This window comes from Dermatophilaceae bacterium Sec6.4, assembly GCA_039636865.1.
In the GTDB taxonomy this organism is placed as follows: Bacteria; Actinomycetota; Actinomycetes; order Actinomycetales; family Dermatophilaceae; genus Allobranchiibius.
In genome coordinates this window covers 1,778,991-1,794,780 of sequence record CP144172.1, presented here as the reverse complement: position 1 = coordinate 1,794,780, position 15,790 = coordinate 1,778,991, and the positions used below count along the sequence as shown (strand labels likewise).

The 15,790-nt window shown below is 64.0% G+C and carries 18 protein-coding genes; 6 read left to right on the top strand and 12 right to left on the bottom strand.

All coding sequences use genetic code 11. The features are described from left to right. Positions 1-47: 47 nt before the first annotated feature. Complete coding sequence (locus V3G39_08725) at positions 48-1,004, bottom strand: methylenetetrahydrofolate reductase (protein XAS78101.1); 957 nt, start codon at positions 1,002-1,004, stop codon at positions 48-50. Positions 1,005-1,081: 77 nt separating this feature from the next. Between V3G39_08725 and V3G39_08720 the strand changes: the two genes are divergently transcribed. Next, positions 1,082-2,164 (top strand): polyprenyl synthetase family protein, encoded by a 1,083-nt coding sequence (locus V3G39_08720; protein XAS78100.1) that lies wholly within the window; start codon positions 1,082-1,084, stop codon positions 2,162-2,164. Positions 2,165-2,188: 24 nt separating this feature from the next. Here V3G39_08720 and V3G39_08715 read toward each other — a convergent pair whose 3' ends face one another. Beyond that, positions 2,189-2,548 carry an Rv2175c family DNA-binding protein gene (locus V3G39_08715; GenBank protein XAS78099.1) on the bottom strand — a complete coding sequence of 120 codons (360 nt, stop codon included), beginning with the start codon at positions 2,546-2,548 and terminating at the stop codon, positions 2,189-2,191. A gap of 63 nt (positions 2,549-2,611) precedes the next feature. Here V3G39_08715 and pknB point away from each other — a divergent pair, with 63 nt between their 5' ends. Then, positions 2,612-4,477 (top strand): Stk1 family PASTA domain-containing Ser/Thr kinase, encoded by a 1,866-nt coding sequence (gene pknB, locus V3G39_08710; protein ID XAS78098.1) that lies wholly within the window; start codon positions 2,612-2,614, stop codon positions 4,475-4,477. Here pknB and V3G39_08705 read toward each other — a convergent pair. The 4 genes from V3G39_08705 to V3G39_08690 all read right to left on the bottom strand — a co-directional run bounded on the left by V3G39_08705 (position 4,458) and on the right by V3G39_08690 (position 8,207). Further along, the gene (locus V3G39_08705; GenBank protein ID XAS78208.1) at positions 4,458-5,840 is read right to left on the bottom strand and encodes a 3-deoxy-7-phosphoheptulonate synthase class II; all 1,383 of its coding nucleotides are present in this window, start codon (positions 5,838-5,840) and stop codon (positions 4,458-4,460) included. The two genes, pknB and V3G39_08705, sit on opposite strands and share 20 nt — an antisense overlap. 38 nt (positions 5,841-5,878) lie before the next feature. Next, positions 5,879-6,376 (bottom strand): hypothetical protein, encoded by a 498-nt coding sequence (locus V3G39_08700; GenBank protein ID XAS78097.1) that lies wholly within the window; start codon positions 6,374-6,376, stop codon positions 5,879-5,881. Between the two features lie 3 nt (positions 6,377-6,379). Next, complete coding sequence (locus V3G39_08695) at positions 6,380-7,246, bottom strand: heavy metal-binding domain-containing protein (protein XAS78096.1); 867 nt, start codon at positions 7,244-7,246, stop codon at positions 6,380-6,382. Positions 7,247-7,343: 97 nt separating this feature from the next. After that, entirely contained in the window at positions 7,344-8,207 is an 864-nt protein-coding gene (locus V3G39_08690; GenBank protein ID XAS78095.1) for a lysophospholipid acyltransferase family protein, read from the bottom strand. 88 nt (positions 8,208-8,295) lie between these two features. Here V3G39_08690 and V3G39_08685 point away from each other — a divergent pair, with 88 nt between their 5' ends. Together V3G39_08685 and V3G39_08680 are read left to right on the top strand one after the other, a co-directional pair. Continuing rightward, on the top strand, positions 8,296-9,045 hold the full coding sequence (locus V3G39_08685) for an alpha/beta fold hydrolase (GenBank protein ID XAS78094.1): 750 nt from the start codon (positions 8,296-8,298) through the stop codon (positions 9,043-9,045). Beyond that, complete coding sequence (locus tag V3G39_08680; GenBank protein ID XAS78093.1) at positions 9,042-9,503, top strand: hypothetical protein; 462 nt, start codon at positions 9,042-9,044, stop codon at positions 9,501-9,503. The genes V3G39_08685 and V3G39_08680 overlap by 4 nt, the downstream gene beginning before the upstream one ends. Before the next feature lie 150 nt (positions 9,504-9,653). Here the strand turns inward: V3G39_08680 and V3G39_08675 are convergent, their stop codons facing one another. The 4 genes from V3G39_08675 to V3G39_08660 all read right to left on the bottom strand — a co-directional run bounded on the left by V3G39_08675 (position 9,654) and on the right by V3G39_08660 (position 12,172). Continuing rightward, entirely contained in the window at positions 9,654-9,803 is a 150-nt protein-coding gene (locus tag V3G39_08675) for a hypothetical protein (protein ID XAS78092.1), read from the bottom strand. Between the two features lie 320 nt (positions 9,804-10,123). After that, positions 10,124-10,336, bottom strand: coding sequence for a hypothetical protein (locus V3G39_08670; GenBank protein XAS78091.1), 213 nt, complete (start codon positions 10,334-10,336; stop codon positions 10,124-10,126). A 1-nt stretch (position 10,337) separates the two neighbouring features. Then, a complete protein-coding gene (locus tag V3G39_08665) occupies positions 10,338-11,105 on the bottom strand; it encodes a hypothetical protein (protein ID XAS78090.1) in 768 nt (255 codons plus the stop codon). 404 nt (positions 11,106-11,509) lie between these two features. After that, the gene (locus tag V3G39_08660; protein ID XAS78089.1) at positions 11,510-12,172 is read right to left on the bottom strand and encodes a phosphatase PAP2 family protein; all 663 of its coding nucleotides are present in this window, start codon (positions 12,170-12,172) and stop codon (positions 11,510-11,512) included. Between the two features lie 574 nt (positions 12,173-12,746). Here V3G39_08660 and V3G39_08655 point away from each other — a divergent pair. Further along, positions 12,747-12,974, top strand: coding sequence for a toxin-antitoxin system (locus V3G39_08655; protein ID XAS78088.1), 228 nt, complete (start codon positions 12,747-12,749; stop codon positions 12,972-12,974). Beyond that, positions 12,971-13,402, top strand: coding sequence for a type II toxin-antitoxin system VapC family toxin (locus tag V3G39_08650; protein ID XAS78087.1), 432 nt, complete (start codon positions 12,971-12,973; stop codon positions 13,400-13,402). The genes V3G39_08655 and V3G39_08650 overlap by 4 nt, the downstream gene beginning before the upstream one ends. A gap of 1,072 nt (positions 13,403-14,474) precedes the next feature. On the opposite strand, the gene V3G39_08645 is transcribed toward V3G39_08650, so the two are convergent. Both V3G39_08645 and V3G39_08640 read right to left on the bottom strand, forming a co-directional pair. Beyond that, entirely contained in the window at positions 14,475-14,807 is a 333-nt protein-coding gene (locus V3G39_08645) for a PAS domain S-box protein (protein ID XAS78086.1), read from the bottom strand. Between the two features lie 156 nt (positions 14,808-14,963). Further along, positions 14,964-15,659: an alpha/beta hydrolase gene (locus tag V3G39_08640; GenBank protein XAS78085.1), complete on the bottom strand. Its 696-nt coding sequence runs from the start codon at positions 15,657-15,659 to the stop codon at positions 14,964-14,966. Positions 15,660-15,790: the final 131 nt, after the last annotated feature.

Sequence of the window (15,790 nt, the reverse complement as noted above, 5' to 3'; positions counted from 1 at the left end):
GCGGGCCACCGACATAGCGGGCCGCCACGAAGCAGTGTGCCCGCCGGTCAGGCGGTGACCGGGGTCCGAGCAGTGTGCGGGGCGAACGCTGTACTGCCCGCCACGTTGCGGTAGACCTCCAACGTGGCAACGCTGCGATTCATCGTGATGAAGTGAATGCCGGGTGCACCCTCCTTCAGCAGCCGGGTTGCGTGCTCGGTGCAGATCTGGACGCCGACCCTGCGGACCGCGTCCTTGTCGCCGGCAACACCCTGGATCCGCTCGACCACATCCGACGCCAACGGCTGTCCGTTGAGTTTGGTCATCCGCTCCAGCTGACTCGCGTAGGTGACCGGCATCAACCCTGGCACGATCGGCAGGTCACGACCCCGCGACGCGACGAGATCGCGCAACCGCAGATAGGTGTCGACGTCCGTCACCATCTGGGTGATCGCAAACGATGCACCGGCGTCAGCCTTGCGAACAAGCACGTCAGCTTCTTCCTGCAAGGTGGCGGACTCCGGGTGCTTGTCGGGGAATGCCGCCACCCCGATCGTAAAAGCACCCAGCGAGGCGACCAAGGACACCAGCTGATCGGCATGATCCAACCCCTCCGGGTGCGCGGTCCAGGATGTTCCCAACCCGCCCGCAGGATCACCTCGCAGCGCGAGGATATTGCGTATCCCAGCATCGGCGTACTCGCCGACGACCTGTCGTAGTTGCGCGATGCTGGAGCCGACACAGGTGAGGTGCGCCATGGTGCTCAGCGTGGTTTCGCGCTCGATCCGACCAGTGACGCGTACCGTCCGATCGCGGGTGGAACCTCCAGCGCCGTAGGTCACCGATATGAACGAGGGCCTCGCCTGCTCGACGCGACGGATGGCCTCCCACAGCAGCTTTTCTCCGGCATCGTCGCGCGGTGGAGAGAACTCGAAGCTGAAGGTCGGGGTCGGATCGGACAACAGCGCCGGGATATCAACCCGGGGACCACGCTCGGATTCGCTCGCTTGTTCAGCCTGGGACATGCCGACGATGATAGGCGGGCCGGTGACAACTACTCTTCTCGGCAACTGTTCTCAAGAGCTCCCGGAAGGATCCTGCTGTGCGAAATCCGTTGGACGTGGCGGATCTACGTGCCCGGGTGCAGGAGGTACTCGATACCCACGAGAGCCGCCAACACTCCGTGCTCGCCCCCCTGGGCGCCGACGTCGAGCATCTCACCGAATCGATCTTCGGGCTGCTGCGTGGTGGCAAGCGGCTGCGCGCAGCCTTCCTCTACTGGGGCTACCGCAGTGCCGGGGGTCCTGATTCCGATTCTGTGGTCGCGCTCGCTGCTGCCATGGAGATGTTCCAGGCAGCAGCCCTGATCCACGACGACGTGATGGATCACTCCGATCTACGCCGTGGGAAGCCGACGGCCCACCGTCGGATGTCCGTACTGCACGCAGACCAGGGTTGGGAGGGCGACGGGGACGATTTCGGTGACGCTGCAGCGATCCTGGCGGGTGACCTGTGTCTGGTCTGGACCGGGGAAATGTTTGCCGGATGTGGATTGCCCGCCTCGGAGCTGGACCGCGGACGACCCGACTTCGACACAATGCGTACCCAACTGATGGCCGGGCAGTACCTCGATGTGCTGGATTCGGTGCGCCCGTGGGCCGGGCTGCAGACCGCTCAACGGGTCGAGCAGGCGTTACGCGTGGCTTTCTACAAGAGCGCCAACTACACAGTGGTGCAACCGTTGCTCATCGGAGCTGCCTGCGCCGGCGCAGACACTGAGACGATGGCGACGTTGGCGCAGTACGGGGAGGCCCTCGGGGAGGCTTTCCAGCTTCGCGACGACCTGCTGGGGGTCTTCGGCGACCCGGAGCAGACCGGCAAACCGGCCGGAGACGATCTTGCAGAGGGCAAACGCACGGTGCTCATCGCGCTGGCCCTGGACGATGTCGGAGACGATGAGCTGCGCCGCTTCACCGCGACCTTCGGTTCACCGGATCTGAGTCCGCAGGACGTGCAGTGGATGCGCGAGCTGTGCGCGCGTTCCGGCGCGGTTGACCGCGTGGAGTCGATGATCACCGAACGCGTGTCTGCCGCCCGCCTGCACCTCAGTCGGGCACACGTCACCGATGAAGCCGCGCAGGTGCTGAGCTCTCTCGTCGAGGTCGCCACCGCGCGCACTGCGTAACGCAGACCGCGCGACCGCAGCTGATCAGAAGGCCAGTTCGGAAGCCCGCTTGCGGATCTCCGACTTTCGCCCGGCGAGCAGCATCTGCATAGGTGCCCCCGGAAGCGGAAGCGTTTCATCGGGAGTGAACAACCACTCCAACGCCTCGTCGTCGGTCAGGCGTGCGTCGCGCAACACGGTCACCGTGCCGGGCAACGAGGGCAGGATCTCGCCGTCGCGGATGAACACCGCCGGAACGCCCAGCGCAAGATTTGCACCGATGCGGTGGGCGAGCAGGTCACCGTCAGTGATCATCTGGCGAACCTGCCGCTGACGCAGCCCGAGTGCCTCGGCTACCTCCGGAACTGAGAGCCAGTCCCCGACCATTGTCTCCAGATCAGCCATGTCATCAGTTTCCCACGGGCCGCGCCTCCCGATGACCGCCGCCAGGGTTCGTAGACTGCGACCGTGCCGTCAACCGCCTCGTCCTCTCTCGTGGGCCGTAGGGTCGACGGGCGGTACCAGGTGCTGCATCACCTCGCCGATGGCGGCATGGGGTCCGTCTACGTAGCGTTGGACGAACGACTGGACCGGCATGTGGCCCTGAAGATCATGCGTCCGGACCTGGCCCGCGATGAGCAGTTCGTCGAGCGTTTCCGGCAGGAGGCGCGGTCCGCAGCGCGCTTGTCCCATCCCAATATCGTCGCCGTCACCGACCAGGGTCAGGACGAGCACTACGTCTTCATCGCGATGGAGCTGGTGGAGGGCACCACCCTGCGGGAACTGATCCGCACAACATCGCCGATGAGCGTCCGCCGGGTCCTGCAGATCGCGGAGGGCATCCTCGCGGCTCTCGCCGTGGCCCACTCACGTGGGATCGTGCATCGCGATATCAAGCCCGAGAACGTCCTGCTACGCGACGACGGCACCGTGAAGGTCGTGGATTTCGGCCTGGCTCGCGCGGTGACGACACGCACTGCAAGTGCCGACTCCAGCGTCATCTTCGGGACGGCTGCCTATCTGTCTCCCGAGCAGGTCGAGACCGGCCGGTCCAGCGAACGGTCCGACGTCTACTCCGTCGGCTTACTGATCTTCGAGATGCTCACCGGTGACAAGGCATTTCCCGGTGACTCCCCCATCCACGTCGCCTACCAGCATGTACACGGCACCGTGCCGACTGCTTCCCAGACGGTGCCGACGGTGCCCGCAGCGGTCGACGCGTTGATCGAGGATGCAACGGCGACCGACCCGCTGCAACGTCCCGCAGACGCGGCCGAACTTCTGGAGGAGTTGAACGCGATACGGGCCGGCCTCACCGACGATCAACTTGATGCGGCGCCGGTCGGACCCGCCTCCGGCCAGAGCGACCATCCGGCGCACACCTCACGTCTGGGGATAGATGCCACCCACGCGTTGGTCGAGCCCACGGACGCACCCGCGAGCCCACAGCGTCGTCGATCGATCCTGCTGGGTCTGGTGGCGTTACTGGCCGTCGCGCTGATAGCTACCGGTGGTTGGTTGTTCACTCTGGGCCCCCTCGGTCAGACCTCGGTACCCGACGTCCTCGGGCGTCCGCAGGGTCAGGCCATCTCGCTGATTCGGGCCCAGCATCTGGACACCTCCGTCACACAGGCCGTCAGCGAGAAGGTGCCCGTCGGTGACGTCATTGCAAGCAAGCCGACACCGGGGGCCCAGGTCCGTAAAAGCGCAGACATCACACTGACCGTCTCCCGCGGCCCGGAGCGTCATACCGTCCCGACACTCGACGGGAAAACGCAGGAACAGGCGCAGACCGCCTTGAGTGCCGCGACGTTGCGAGTGGGAACGGTGACGCAGGCGTACGACGACACGGTGCCGGCCGGGGAGGTCGTCAGCTCCAATCCTGCTGCAACGTCATCGCTCAAAAGAGGTGCCGCGGTTGCTCTCACCATCAGTATGGGTCGCGAGCCGATCGCCGTGCCCGCCGTCACGGGACAGACCGTCGCAGCCGCCACTGGTGTCCTGGACAGGTCCGGATTCACTGTCACCAAGGCTGCCGATGAATTCAGCGATACCGTGCCCGCGGGCACGGTCATCTCGCAGACTCCCGCAGACGGGACCGGCTTTCGCGGCGACACCGTCACGCTGACCGTGTCGAAGGGTCCCGAGCTGATCACCGTGCCGGATGTCACCGGCAAGCCGACGGCCAAGGCGAAATCAGCGCTGGAGGCGCTCGGTCTCACCGTGAAGGTACGCCGTTATTTCGGCGGCCTGTTCGATACCGTACGGGCCACCGATCCGTCTGCCGGCACGAAGGTACGCAAGGGAAGCAGCGTCACGCTGTCGGTCGTCTGATCCCCTTGTTCCGCGCGCTCAACATCTGCGCAACGAGGAAGGCCAGCTCCAGGCTCTGCTGGTGGTTCAGCCGTGGGTCGCACGCGGTCTCGTAGCGCTTCTCCAGGTCTGCGGCCAGGATCTTCTCCGAACCGCCCAGGCACTCGGTGACGTCGGTACCGGTCAACTCCACGTGGATGCCGCCGGGCACGGTGCCGAGCCCCTGGTGTACCTCGAAGAACCCTTGGACCTCGGCGATGATGTCGTCGAACTCGCGGGTTTTGTACCCCGTCGAGGACTCGAAGGTATTGCCGTGCATGGGATCGCACACCCAGGTGACTTTGCCGCCCTCGGCAGTCACCCGCTCGACGATCGGCGGCAGGGCATCGTGGATGACGCCCGCACCCATCCGGGTGATGAACGTCAGGCGACCGGGCTCACGGTGCGGGTCCAGCTTGTCGATGATCCGCATCAGATCGTCCGGGTCGGCTTTGGGGCCGACCTTCATGCCGATGGGGTTGTGGATCTTGGACACGAAGTCCAGATGAGCGCCGTCCAGCTGTCGGGTGCGCTCCCCCACCCACAGGAAGTGTCCGGACACCGCGTACGCGTTCCCCGTCCGGCTGTCGATGCGGGTCAGCGGCTTCTCGTAGTCCAGCAGCAGGGCCTCGTGACTGGCGAAGAACTCCACGGCGCGCAGGGCGTCGAAATCCGCTCCGCAGGCAGCCATGAACTTCATCGCCTGACCGATATCGGCTGCGATGCTCTCGTACCGCGCGTAGGCGCTGTTGGCGACGAAGCCCTGGTTCCACTCGTGTACATGCCGCAGATCGGCGAATCCGCCCTGCGTGAAAGCACGCACGAGATTCAACGTCGAAGCACTCGTGTGGTACGCCCGCATCAACCGTCGCGGGTCCGGGGTGCGTGATTCAGGGGTGAACGCGAAGTCGTTCACCATGTCACCGCGGTATGCCGGCAGAGTGACCTCACCGCGGGTCTCGTTGCCGCTGCTGCGGGGCTTCGCGTACTGACCGGCGATACGCCCGACCTTGATGACCGGAGTGCTCGCTCCATAGGTCAGAACCGCTGCCATCTGCAGAATCGTCTTGATGCGATCGCGGATACCGTCCGCAGTCGCGGCGGCGAACATCTCCGCGCAATCGCCACCCTGCAACAAGAACGCTTCACCCTTGGATGCTGCCGCCAGGCGCTCTCGCAGCACGTCGCACTCGCCGGCGAACACCAGCGGCGGGCTGGCGGCGAGTTCCTCGCGGACGGCGGCGAGCGCATCCTGGTCGGGCCAGGTCGGCTGCTGGGCAGCGGGTACGTCGACCCACTCCGGCAGTGGCGAAGGATCCGCGATGGGCGCTACAGGACTCACGATGCTCACTGCTCCAGAATACCGAAGCAGCGCAGCCGGCTTTACAACTCCAGGTCGGTCGGGCGTGCCCCGTACTTCTCTTCCACGAAACGGTGATGCGCACGTAGTCGGGTCTGCCCCACTTCTCCCGCCCGGGCCACCAGCTGATCCACAGCCGACAACAGGAGGTCCAGTTCGCGCACCAGCAGCTGAGCGCCAGTCATCTCGTCCATCAGCACAGCCGTTCCTGCGGTGCCCGGCGGGAGACCGAGGTACGCGTTGACGGCCGACGGCGCGAAGTCGTCACGGATCTGAGCAACCTCGTAGGCGTCGACTCCGGTGATCCCGCGGTCCGCCAGATACTGCCCGGCCTGAATGAGCGCAGTGTCCAGGCGCAGGAGTCGCTCGCGCGCGTCGTCAGGCACCCTGGCATGTCGCGCCAACGACTCCAGAGCAGAGGACGGTCCGGTCTCGATCAGTTCCGAGAACGGTCGAGGTACCGACGGTCCGTACTGGGCAGGAGGGTTCACTTCCCGGCCCCGACCACGCAGAAATCCCATCGGCTACTGCAGGGAGAGCGTCATCGTCGGGTCGGAGATGCCGCTCTCCGGCGAGCTCGTCACGCCAGTGCCGACCGCGAGGAATTCGGACGCGTGCGCACCCCACATATGCGCGTTGACATCGGTGTACACACCCACGATTCCATCGGCCCCGAACCGGTTCGCCTCGTCCTCCATGCGTGTCATGGCCAACTCCCGCGCCGTGTAGGCGGCCTCGGTGAACTGCGGCATCTCCATATTGCGGCCCGCCATCTTCATCGTCTGGCGAACGCTCTGGTGCGCGACGTGATAGACGCAGGCACCGAACACCAGCGCCCTCGGGAAGTGCCCGGCCTTGACCAGCGTGTAGAAGTCCTGCCCGGACAGGTCGGAGGTGAATGGCCCACCGTCGCGCAACTTGTAGGACGGGTTGGGTTCACGCGCCCGCACCGCGGTGCCCTGAGCGATGAACTCCAACTCATCGGTCGCCCACGCGTATCGCTGAATTTTCAGGTTCACACCGACGATTCCGTCGGCGCCCAACGCGTGCGCCTCACTGCGCATCCGATCCATGGCCAGTGACCTGGCGTTGTACATCGCCGACGACAGCACATCCAGCTCCATCGACTGTCCCCAGTTCTGGAACTGATACCCGATGTGGTATATCGAGGTACCCATGACGTAGCCGAGCGGCTCGAACCCGAGCTTGTGGACAAGCACGAACTCGTTCACCGACAGATCCGAGGTGAACGCCGATTTGTCGCCCCGTTCCCGGGCGGCCAAGCGCTGGATCCTGTTGACGGCCGCAGCAGGCAAGGCCGCGCCGGTTGGAGATGTGCCCTGCGGGCTCACCGCAGCTGACTGTTCGTTGTCCCGTCGACCGAATGCCATCGTCAAACTCTCCGCTCACCCGCAGCTCGCACCTCTGACTCCGGGAACCGTAGGCCGCCAAGCTGGGAGAAGTCGTAAAGACGCGTCCGGATTAAGCTCAACCGCTGGCGACAGTGCTCTGCGTATCGGCCTCGACAACGTCCTGGTCGACCGCACCCGCAGCGATGCTGTCGGTGTTGCTGTTCTTGGAGTGATCGCCGCTGTCGGCACCCGAACCGGGCACCAGTTTGTGCGCGGCGGTGCTCGCCAGAGCTGCGGCACCGCCGCCGATGCCCTTCGCCTTCTGTGTAACCCGGTCCTTCAAAGAGGAGGCGTACACGTCCACGTACTCCTGGCCGGACAGCAACATCAGCTCGTACATGATCTCGTCGGTGATCGACCGCAGTATGAAACGGTCGTTCTCCATGCCCTCATAACGTGAGAAGTCCATCGGCTCACCGAACCGGACATGCGGATGCGCCATTCTGCCGAAGATCTTGCCGGGCGGCGCCACTTCGTCGGTACCGATCACCGCGACCGGGATCAATGGCACCTTGGCTTCCAGCACCATCCGCGCAACACCGGTTTTACCCTTGTAGAGGCGCCCGTCGGGTGACCGCGTGCCTTCGGGATAAATGCCGAACAGCTCACCGTTGGCGAGAATGCGCAGCCCGGTGGCGATGGCCCCCGCTGCGGCGCTAGCACTGGATCGGTCGATGGGCACCTGGCCGGCACCCTTGAAGAACCAGCGTTGCAGTGTCCCCTTCACACCGGTGCCGGTGAAATACTCCGCCTTGGCCACGAAGGTCACTCGGCGGGTGATCACTAACGGCATGAACAACCAGTCCGAGTACGACAGGTGATTGCTGGCCAGGATGGCCGGGCCCTCATCGGGCACGTGCTGGGCGCCTTCCACCGAAGGACGGAAAATGCTCTTCAGCAGTGGTCCCAGGAGAACCCATTTGAGCAACCAATAGAACACGTCCGCTGGACTCCTTCGTTGCGTACCCGGCGCATCGCACAATACGGCACTCCGCACGGCTCGCGCGGTGAAGTGCGAAGATACCGGGATGCAGATACTTCCCGGTGCAGAACCGTTCAGCCACGACGGCGGACCGGTCGGCGTGCTGGTCTGCCACGGGTTCACCGGTTCACCCCAGAGCATGCGACCGCTGGCCGATCGCTTCGCCCGCGAGGGGTTCTCTGTGCGTCTTCCTCGGTTGCCGGGTCACGGCACAACGTGGCAGGAGATGAACAAGACCCGCTGGACAGACTGGTTCGCCGAGGTCGATGCCGGCTACTGCGAACTGGCGGCGACCTGTCAGCAGGTATTCGTGATCGGCCTGTCGATGGGGGGCACCCTGGCCACCTTGATCGCCGAGACATATGCGAGCGGCGTGAGCGGTCTGCTGCTGATCAACCCGGCGTACATGATGAACGACAAACGTCTGCTGGCCGTCCCACTTCTTCAGCACCTGGTTCCTTCGCTCGGCGCGATCAGCGGGGACATCAAAAAACCCGGTGCCATCGAAGTCGGGTACTCCCGTACCCCGTTGAAGGCGCTGCGCTCGCAGATGAAAATGTGGGAGCAGGTCACGCGCGATCTGCCGCAGATCACCCAACCGGTCATCCTGTTCCACTCGCCGCAGGACCACGTGGTCCCTGCGGAGTGCTCCCAATTGTTGCTGTCCCGGATCTCCAGCGAAGACGTCACCGACGTCGTGCTGGAGAACAGCTACCATGTCGCGACCCTGGACCACGACGCGGAACTCATCGAGGATCAAGCTGTCGACTTCATCACGAGAGTTTCCCAGCAATGAGCGCACCGGGTAGCGAGAGCCACGACGAACAGACCGACTTCGACGCCCGTTTTGCCGAGATCGTGTCACAGTTGTCCGGTCCTGGCGACCCCGAGGCGGCGGCCACGCAGCCCCAGGAGCCCGCTGCGAAGCCCCCGCCCGTCAACATTGTGATGCCGGGTCAGTGGCGGGTACCCGACAACGGCGCTGCACATGACATCCTGGACGACGAGGGCAGTTACGAACCGCCTGCCCCTGCACCCCTGCCGCGCGACGATTTCCAGTTCTGGGCTATTTGCGGAGCCCTCATCGGCGGACCGCTGTGGTTGATCTATCTTTTCGCCTTCGACCGCGAGACCCGTCCGTTGTGGTGGATCCTGGCCTGCGGTCTCAGCGTGCTGGGTCTGGTCTTGCTCGTGCTGCGTCAACCGGCCAACCGCGACGACCTGGATCCCTTCGATGACGGCGCTCGGCTCTAGCCCGTATCCGCGCTATTTCTGACTCACCGCACGAGCGCGATCCGACGACCTCGCCCACGTCGCTGGACTGCTTTGTCAGTTTCGAAAGTCGTTTGCACTACGACCCCAGTGATGGCACGGGTTGAACCGGCGACTGTTGACATCTGCTGGTCAGTGCAGATCGGAGTCTTGGGGGTCGGTGGACTGCCCTTTGGTCGAGACCCGGGCATATCCGATCTGCTTGTCCACCGCGTGCTCCTGCAGTGTCTCGTAACCAACAGTAAGTAGCTGGGCGAATTCACCCGCCAGGTTGCGAGACAAAGTTACGAGAATCGCCAGGTCACGGAATACCGGCAGTTTCGGGTGGGCAGTGGAGCTGTCGGTGAGACCTCTCGTGACACAAGGGTTACCAGACAGTCATGCACTGCCTCGTAAGACGTCCCCGTCCCGCAATGGGTACCCGCACGACCCCTGCGGGACGGATGTCGCCATGCAGGGGCAGGACCGCGTCTTGATCTGCGGTGCTGTCAGTTCGGGTTCGCTTTACGAGACGCACGAAGCTAGCGACGGTGTGGGTTGAGCGGCGTTGCATAGATCTTGCGCCTATTGAAGTTGGGCAATTTTTGAGGGAGATGTTTCGGTCAGGGCCGCCGAGATCGTCGTGTGAGTCGCACGATGCTGAGGGGCAGTACGAGGATGACGGCCACGGGCAGCAGCCACCAGATCGGTGCGGCGCTGGAGTGGGCGATCGCGTATGTCGCGCCGAGCCCGGCGATGACGGCGAGAGCAACGAGCCAGTCGTCGCCGATGATGAAGTCCCACCAGAATGTGACGAACCCGCGGATCCACCGCATGTCAGGTCACCTGGCTTGTGCGGGCGTGGTGGGCATCGGGGACGGGTTGCCACCGCCGGAAGAGGACGATGTAGGCCCCGGTGATGACCGCGACCGCTGGTACGACCACGAGCAGGGCGGCGTCCCCGCCCGGCCACCGCGCACCGGCGCCTTGCGCGCCCCAGAACATCCCAAACGATACGAGCATCACCCCCACGACCAGTTTCATCGCGTTCTCCGGGACCCGCGCCAAAGGAGCCCGCACCACGAAACCGGTGACAGACACGACCAGTACGGCCGTGGTCGCAGCGATCGCTGCCAATGGCAGGTTGTGCTGGTTGGTGCCGAAGGTGAGCGCGATGAACACCACCTCCAGACCTTCCAGCAGGACACCCTTGAAGGCGAGGGTAAAGGCGAACCAATCCCCGACCAGGGGTCGCTGCTCAGGTGCCGCATCCGCCGCCGAGGTCAGCACCCGCTGGTAGGCGGCGTCCTCATCGCGCAATGCTTTGTGCCCGCTGGCCCGCAGGATCGCTTTACGTAACCAGCCGATGCCGAAGGTGAGCAACAAGCCACCGACAACCAACCGCAGAGCGGTCAACGGGATAGCGCTGATCACCGGCCCGAGGACAGCAACCAACACGGCCAGGACCGCGACCGCGGCGCTGACACCGGTCAACGCCGAGCGCCAATCCCGCGACGTTCCGGCAGCAAGAGTGATCGTCAACGCCTCGACCGCCTCCACAGCACACGCCAGGAACACCGCAAGGAAAAGCGCTGCGCCAGTCATGAAACTCCTAACCTCCCGAGGGCTGCAACCGCGACCTTGATGAGCTCACCGACTAGGACGGGCAGTACGCCAGGGGACGGCGGGTGCCGCCGGGCCCGTCCAGGTTTCGTAATGTCCGCGTCCTGCAGGCTGGCCTGGCCTGGCCTGGGTCAGTGAACCCAGGTCGCGCGAAACATCGGGTCACCTGGGTAAATACGCTACTTCCACAGCTCATGCGGACCTCTCAGACATCTCATGCCACCCCTCAGCAGGAGTGGACGCCACTCCGGAGCCCAGCGCGGAGAATCGTGCACCTGGGCGGGCCAGCGGGTGAGGCGGAGTGTTCAGGAGTTGGGTGCCAATGTGACGACCCCGGGCGAGACTCCACGCGCACCAGGTGGCCGGGGCTGCTGGCAGGGGCAAGTTTACTTGTGGTCTGGTGGGGTGGGCGGTGTAGTTGCGATCGCCTGCTGCCCAGTGGTCAGCGCTGGTGCAAGGATGCCGTTGCGGAGGCGGACAACGAGCGGGACGGCGGTGCGTCCCAAGACGAAACTGACGAGAAATGCTACGGGCAGCGCGATGACAGCGGAGCCGAGCACATCGTGGGGGTAGTGGGCGCCGATGTACACGCGGGTGAAGGCCTCCAGCAGGGCGAAGACCGCAGCGACCGCGCTCAGCCGGCGGTTCAACAAGTACAGCGCGGCGATGGCGGCAACAGCGACGGAGGTATGACCGCTGGGGAAGGCGTAGTCGCTGCGCGCGGGGCAGGCAGCGACGAAATAGTCGTGCGGTATCGAATAGCAGGGTCGGACCTCGGCCACGAGTTTCTTGACCACCTCAGCAACCGCGAACGCCACGAGGATGCTCACTGGAGCGGCCAACGCCAAGGTCATGGCTTTGGCGTCGCGGTGGCGAGCGTTCCACCAGCCCAGCACCACAAGGATCGCGAACACTCCCAGTCCAGCGTTGGTCCACAGCTCGGCCGGGGTGTTCAGCCACGCGGTGTCGCGGGCGAAGTTGGTCACCGTCGTGAACAACGATCCATCGATATGCGAACCGTCGTAGATCCGCAGCGAGGCGACAATCATCAGGTAATACCTTTCAATTCGGTGCTGCCGGTGCCCGCCATCACCGACAGCAACCCAGATCAAAGGTGCGTTTGATACGCGCTACCAGTGACCACGCGGATCGGGTCATTCCAGGCTCAATCGGACAGAGCGGAAGAACCGGCGCTGGAGGACAAACCGGTCAGCCCCCGCTGAGGCGGGTGCCGACCATGGTGCAAGCCCTAGATGCGGTTGCGAGGACTCGCGGAACACCAGCTGACGCTGCATCTTGGACCAACAGCGCTGAAGCCATCCTGAGAAACACCAGACGCACTGTCGCCCCACTGCGTGATGGGCTCTTCCCGACATCGGGCGGGTCGAGGGCGATCGGGGCTGGAATGCGCCAATCAGCTCGGCGAGACAGGGCCAGAATGCCGCTCCCGACGTGTCGCCGACGAACACGTCTTTAGGTAGACCAACCTTCTTCCTCAATCGTCACTCTGACGACGACGCCATAGCTGTAGTCCGCCCCGGCCGGCCCGGTAGACGATCGCCTTACGAACACCACGCCGAGGCCAGTTGCGATATCATCGTCTTGATATCGGAGGAAGTCATCATGGAACAAATTTTGATCCGAAACCTACCCGCCGGGACAAAAGCCGCGCTGCGCGCACGTGCCGAGCAGCGCCACCGCTCGGTCGAGGCAGAGGCACGCGATGTTCTGACCCGAGCCCTAGAGCGTGATCCTGTCTCGATCCTCGACATGCTCAGCATGGATGAGGGTGGCGACATCGAATTCGAGCCTGACCGCCTGGGCCTAACTGCGCGCACAGCGGAGCTGTGAAATATGTCTTGGACACGAATGTGGTGTCCGCCCTACGAGTCCGAGGGCGCAACCGACTTGTCGAGCTTTGGGCGACATCTGTCCCGCTAGGCGATCAGTTCATCGCCGCTACGACCGTCGCCGAGATCGAGCGGGGCGTTATCGCCAAGGAACGATCCGACACCAGCCAAGGAACAATCTTGCGGCGTTGGCTCGACGAGCACGTCTTGCCCACGTTCGCTGACCGCGTGCTGTCGTTCGACCTGCTGGCCGCGCGGATCCTTGCGGCCTATCGAGTTCCCGAACATGCGCCTTTCGACGACGCCCTCATCGCCGCTGTCGCGCAGTCCAGGCAAATGACCGTCGCAACGCGCAACACCAAACACTTCCAACCCCTCGGTGTCTTATGCCTCAACCCCTGGGGTGAGGCCTCCACGACAGGTCGCTGACCCTGAATGAGCAACGCTCTGAGCACCCACGATCTGCTTCGCCCCGGCTGTTGAGGACAGTCGCCTCCCGGCCGCACTGGTGAACCAGCCCGTCCCGGTCATCGATCGATTAACGGTGTCGGTCCTAATCGGGGATGCTCTCGATGCGTGCACGACGGGTGTGCGGCTCCGAGATAATCGGGTACATGACCGACGACGTCTTAGAGCCTTTGTCGCACTTGCGACACGCTGGGACCTGCTGATGTTGCACTCAGAGCTGAAGGGTGCGATCGGTAGCCTTGAAGGACCTGATCGCTCCCATGTTCCGACCAACCTCATCTCGAGTGCCGAGGGCTACAACACCTGTAGGTCGACCCAGATCAATCATCGTCCTCCGCACAGGTGGGCGCCATGGTGATGATCTCAGCGACGGACGGCCCCTTCTCGAGTGGTTCGCCTCTTACTGAGCACGACTACGTTGCAATGCTCTGCCAGTCGGAAGCTCTCATAGGCTTTCTCTCGATCAGGCTCACGACGCTGACGGGCGGCCAAGGCGTGCTTCGTCGCGGGAGCACGCGTGAAGTCGTTCGATGGCGCATTTCCTTGGATCCGAATGCCCCTTGGGACGAGGGATACCAGTCCGTGGAAGAAGCCAGAGCCGAGTTGAGCAACAGAGCGTTTACGTATGCCGGTGTCCGATATGCCGTTCAGTGGGCAGACGAGACGCTCACTCAATGGATAAGTGTGTGCGTTCTGTCTGACTAATCTCCCGATGGTCCAGACTCGCGCTCCGACAACACGGTTCAGCTTCAGTGAACACTCGAGGTTTCCTGCAGCCAGCAAACCTCCGCCCAGACCCAGCTCGACGCGGCACCATCTCCGCTGCAATCGCCAAGGCCATCTGGAAAACGCACCAACCGGGACTCCCCGCGTCCCGCAAATCGAACGGTCACCGGCGACGGATGAGACCCGGACGGGCCGAGCATCGAGCACGTCGGATGAAAGTCCGCAGAGGTGATCTATACGGGACACCCACGACGACGCACCGTTTGCCGATCGCTGACCGGTGAGCTTTATCTCCGGTCAGCGATCCTCAACCGAACGGATGCACCCCGGTCGTACCCTCGCTTGCGTAGATGGCGATAGCACCGAGTGCTGTTCCGAGTCCGTCGCTGAGAACTAGCAGTCGACCGGGGAAAGGCCGGATCGCACCGTCGGCGCACAGTACCGGGAGGTCCGCTGCCAGATCCTTGATAACCGGTTCGTCCATCGCGCGATGGAAGCCCGCCCAGTGGGCTTCGCGCAGATGTTCGGGAACGATGAAGTCCACCTTGCGCCCAACCGCGTCCCTGGCCGAGTAGCCGAACAACTCCTCGGCGCCTAGGCTCCAACGCTTGACGATCCCCGCGGTGTCGGTCTCTATCAAGGCATGGAAATCATCAAGCTACCTTCTCACACATGATGCGCGCCAGGCCCGTCTGCTGAGGGATCGGCACCCGCAGCATTCCGATTACCCATCGGCGATCGGGACGGGCGACTGACTCTCAGCGGGTAGGAACAGAGTTTCCTCGGCCGTCACGAGCTACTTGCCCAGGAACGTCACCAGATGGTGAATGAACGCGTCGGGCTGGGTGGCGTGCACGAGGTGACCAGCGTCGATAGTCACCATCTGGCCATTCGGAAGGAGGCGGACGAGGTCGTCTATCCGTTCTTGCGGAATTGGGCTGCGATGACCGCCGGCCACTACGAGGGTTGGAGTTGGGATCGCAGCGATCACATCGGCCCACCCAGGGTCGAAGTTATCGATCTCTGGGCGTACCTGCTCGACAACGCCCCAGTCGAACAGCAGAACGCCAGCGGGCTTCGGCGGAGAATCGGCTGAGCGGGGATGCAGCAGGCCAACGTCTTCGAGCACAAGCCTGCGCACCAACTCCGGACGAGCGGCGGCGACCTGGCAGGCAACCAGCCCGCCCAAGGAATGGCCGACAAGGTCAACAGCACCACCGGTTAGCCCGCAGTCCAGTAGGTGCGTCACGTCGTCTGCCATCAGCCCGATTGAGTACGTCCCTGGCCAGTCGCTGGGGCCATGGCCTCTCAAGTTGACCGCATACACGGCACGCGACCGGCACAGCGTCGACGCCACAAGGTCCCAATCCTCGGCCGTCTCGGCGGTGGCGGGCAGCAACACCAACGGCACGCAGTCGGATGATTCTTCGGCGGCCCACAGCCGGACCATGAGGGTGATGCCTCCGACATCTACGGACAGGTCTGTTGGCATCCGCTCACGTTCGCTCATTCAGGCCCCGATCTCACCCCCGCTTCGCTCCCGGCGGAATGCCTAGCCCCCGATACCCGCCAACACGTTCCGGTCGTCGATCGTTGAGCGGGGATTCGCTCTATCTCTCCAGA

Bases quoted from the DNA above. Each gene is read 5' to 3' on its own strand.
- V3G39_08685 (XAS78094.1), top strand. From the start codon at position 8,296: ATGCAGATACTTCCCGGTGCAGAACCGTTCAGCCACGACGGCGGACCG.
- V3G39_08700 (XAS78097.1), bottom strand. From the start codon at position 6,376: ATGGGATTTCTGCGTGGTCGGGGCCGGGAAGTGAACCCTCCTGCCCAG.
- V3G39_08665 (XAS78090.1), bottom strand. From the start codon at position 11,105: ATGACTGGCGCAGCGCTTTTCCTTGCGGTGTTCCTGGCGTGTGCTGTG.
- V3G39_08655 (XAS78088.1), top strand. From the start codon at position 12,747: ATGGAACAAATTTTGATCCGAAACCTACCCGCCGGGACAAAAGCCGCG.
- V3G39_08680 (XAS78093.1), top strand. From the start codon at position 9,042: ATGAGCGCACCGGGTAGCGAGAGCCACGACGAACAGACCGACTTCGAC.
- V3G39_08715 (XAS78099.1), bottom strand. From the start codon at position 2,548: ATGGCTGATCTGGAGACAATGGTCGGGGACTGGCTCTCAGTTCCGGAG.
- V3G39_08670 (XAS78091.1), bottom strand. From the start codon at position 10,336: ATGCGGTGGATCCGCGGGTTCGTCACATTCTGGTGGGACTTCATCATC.
- V3G39_08660 (XAS78089.1), bottom strand. From the start codon at position 12,172: ATGATTGTCGCCTCGCTGCGGATCTACGACGGTTCGCATATCGATGGA.
- V3G39_08725 (XAS78101.1), bottom strand. From the start codon at position 1,004: ATGTCCCAGGCTGAACAAGCGAGCGAATCCGAGCGTGGTCCCCGGGTT.
- V3G39_08640 (XAS78085.1), bottom strand. From the start codon at position 15,659: ATGCCAACAGACCTGTCCGTAGATGTCGGAGGCATCACCCTCATGGTC.
- V3G39_08695 (XAS78096.1), bottom strand. From the start codon at position 7,246: ATGGCATTCGGTCGACGGGACAACGAACAGTCAGCTGCGGTGAGCCCG.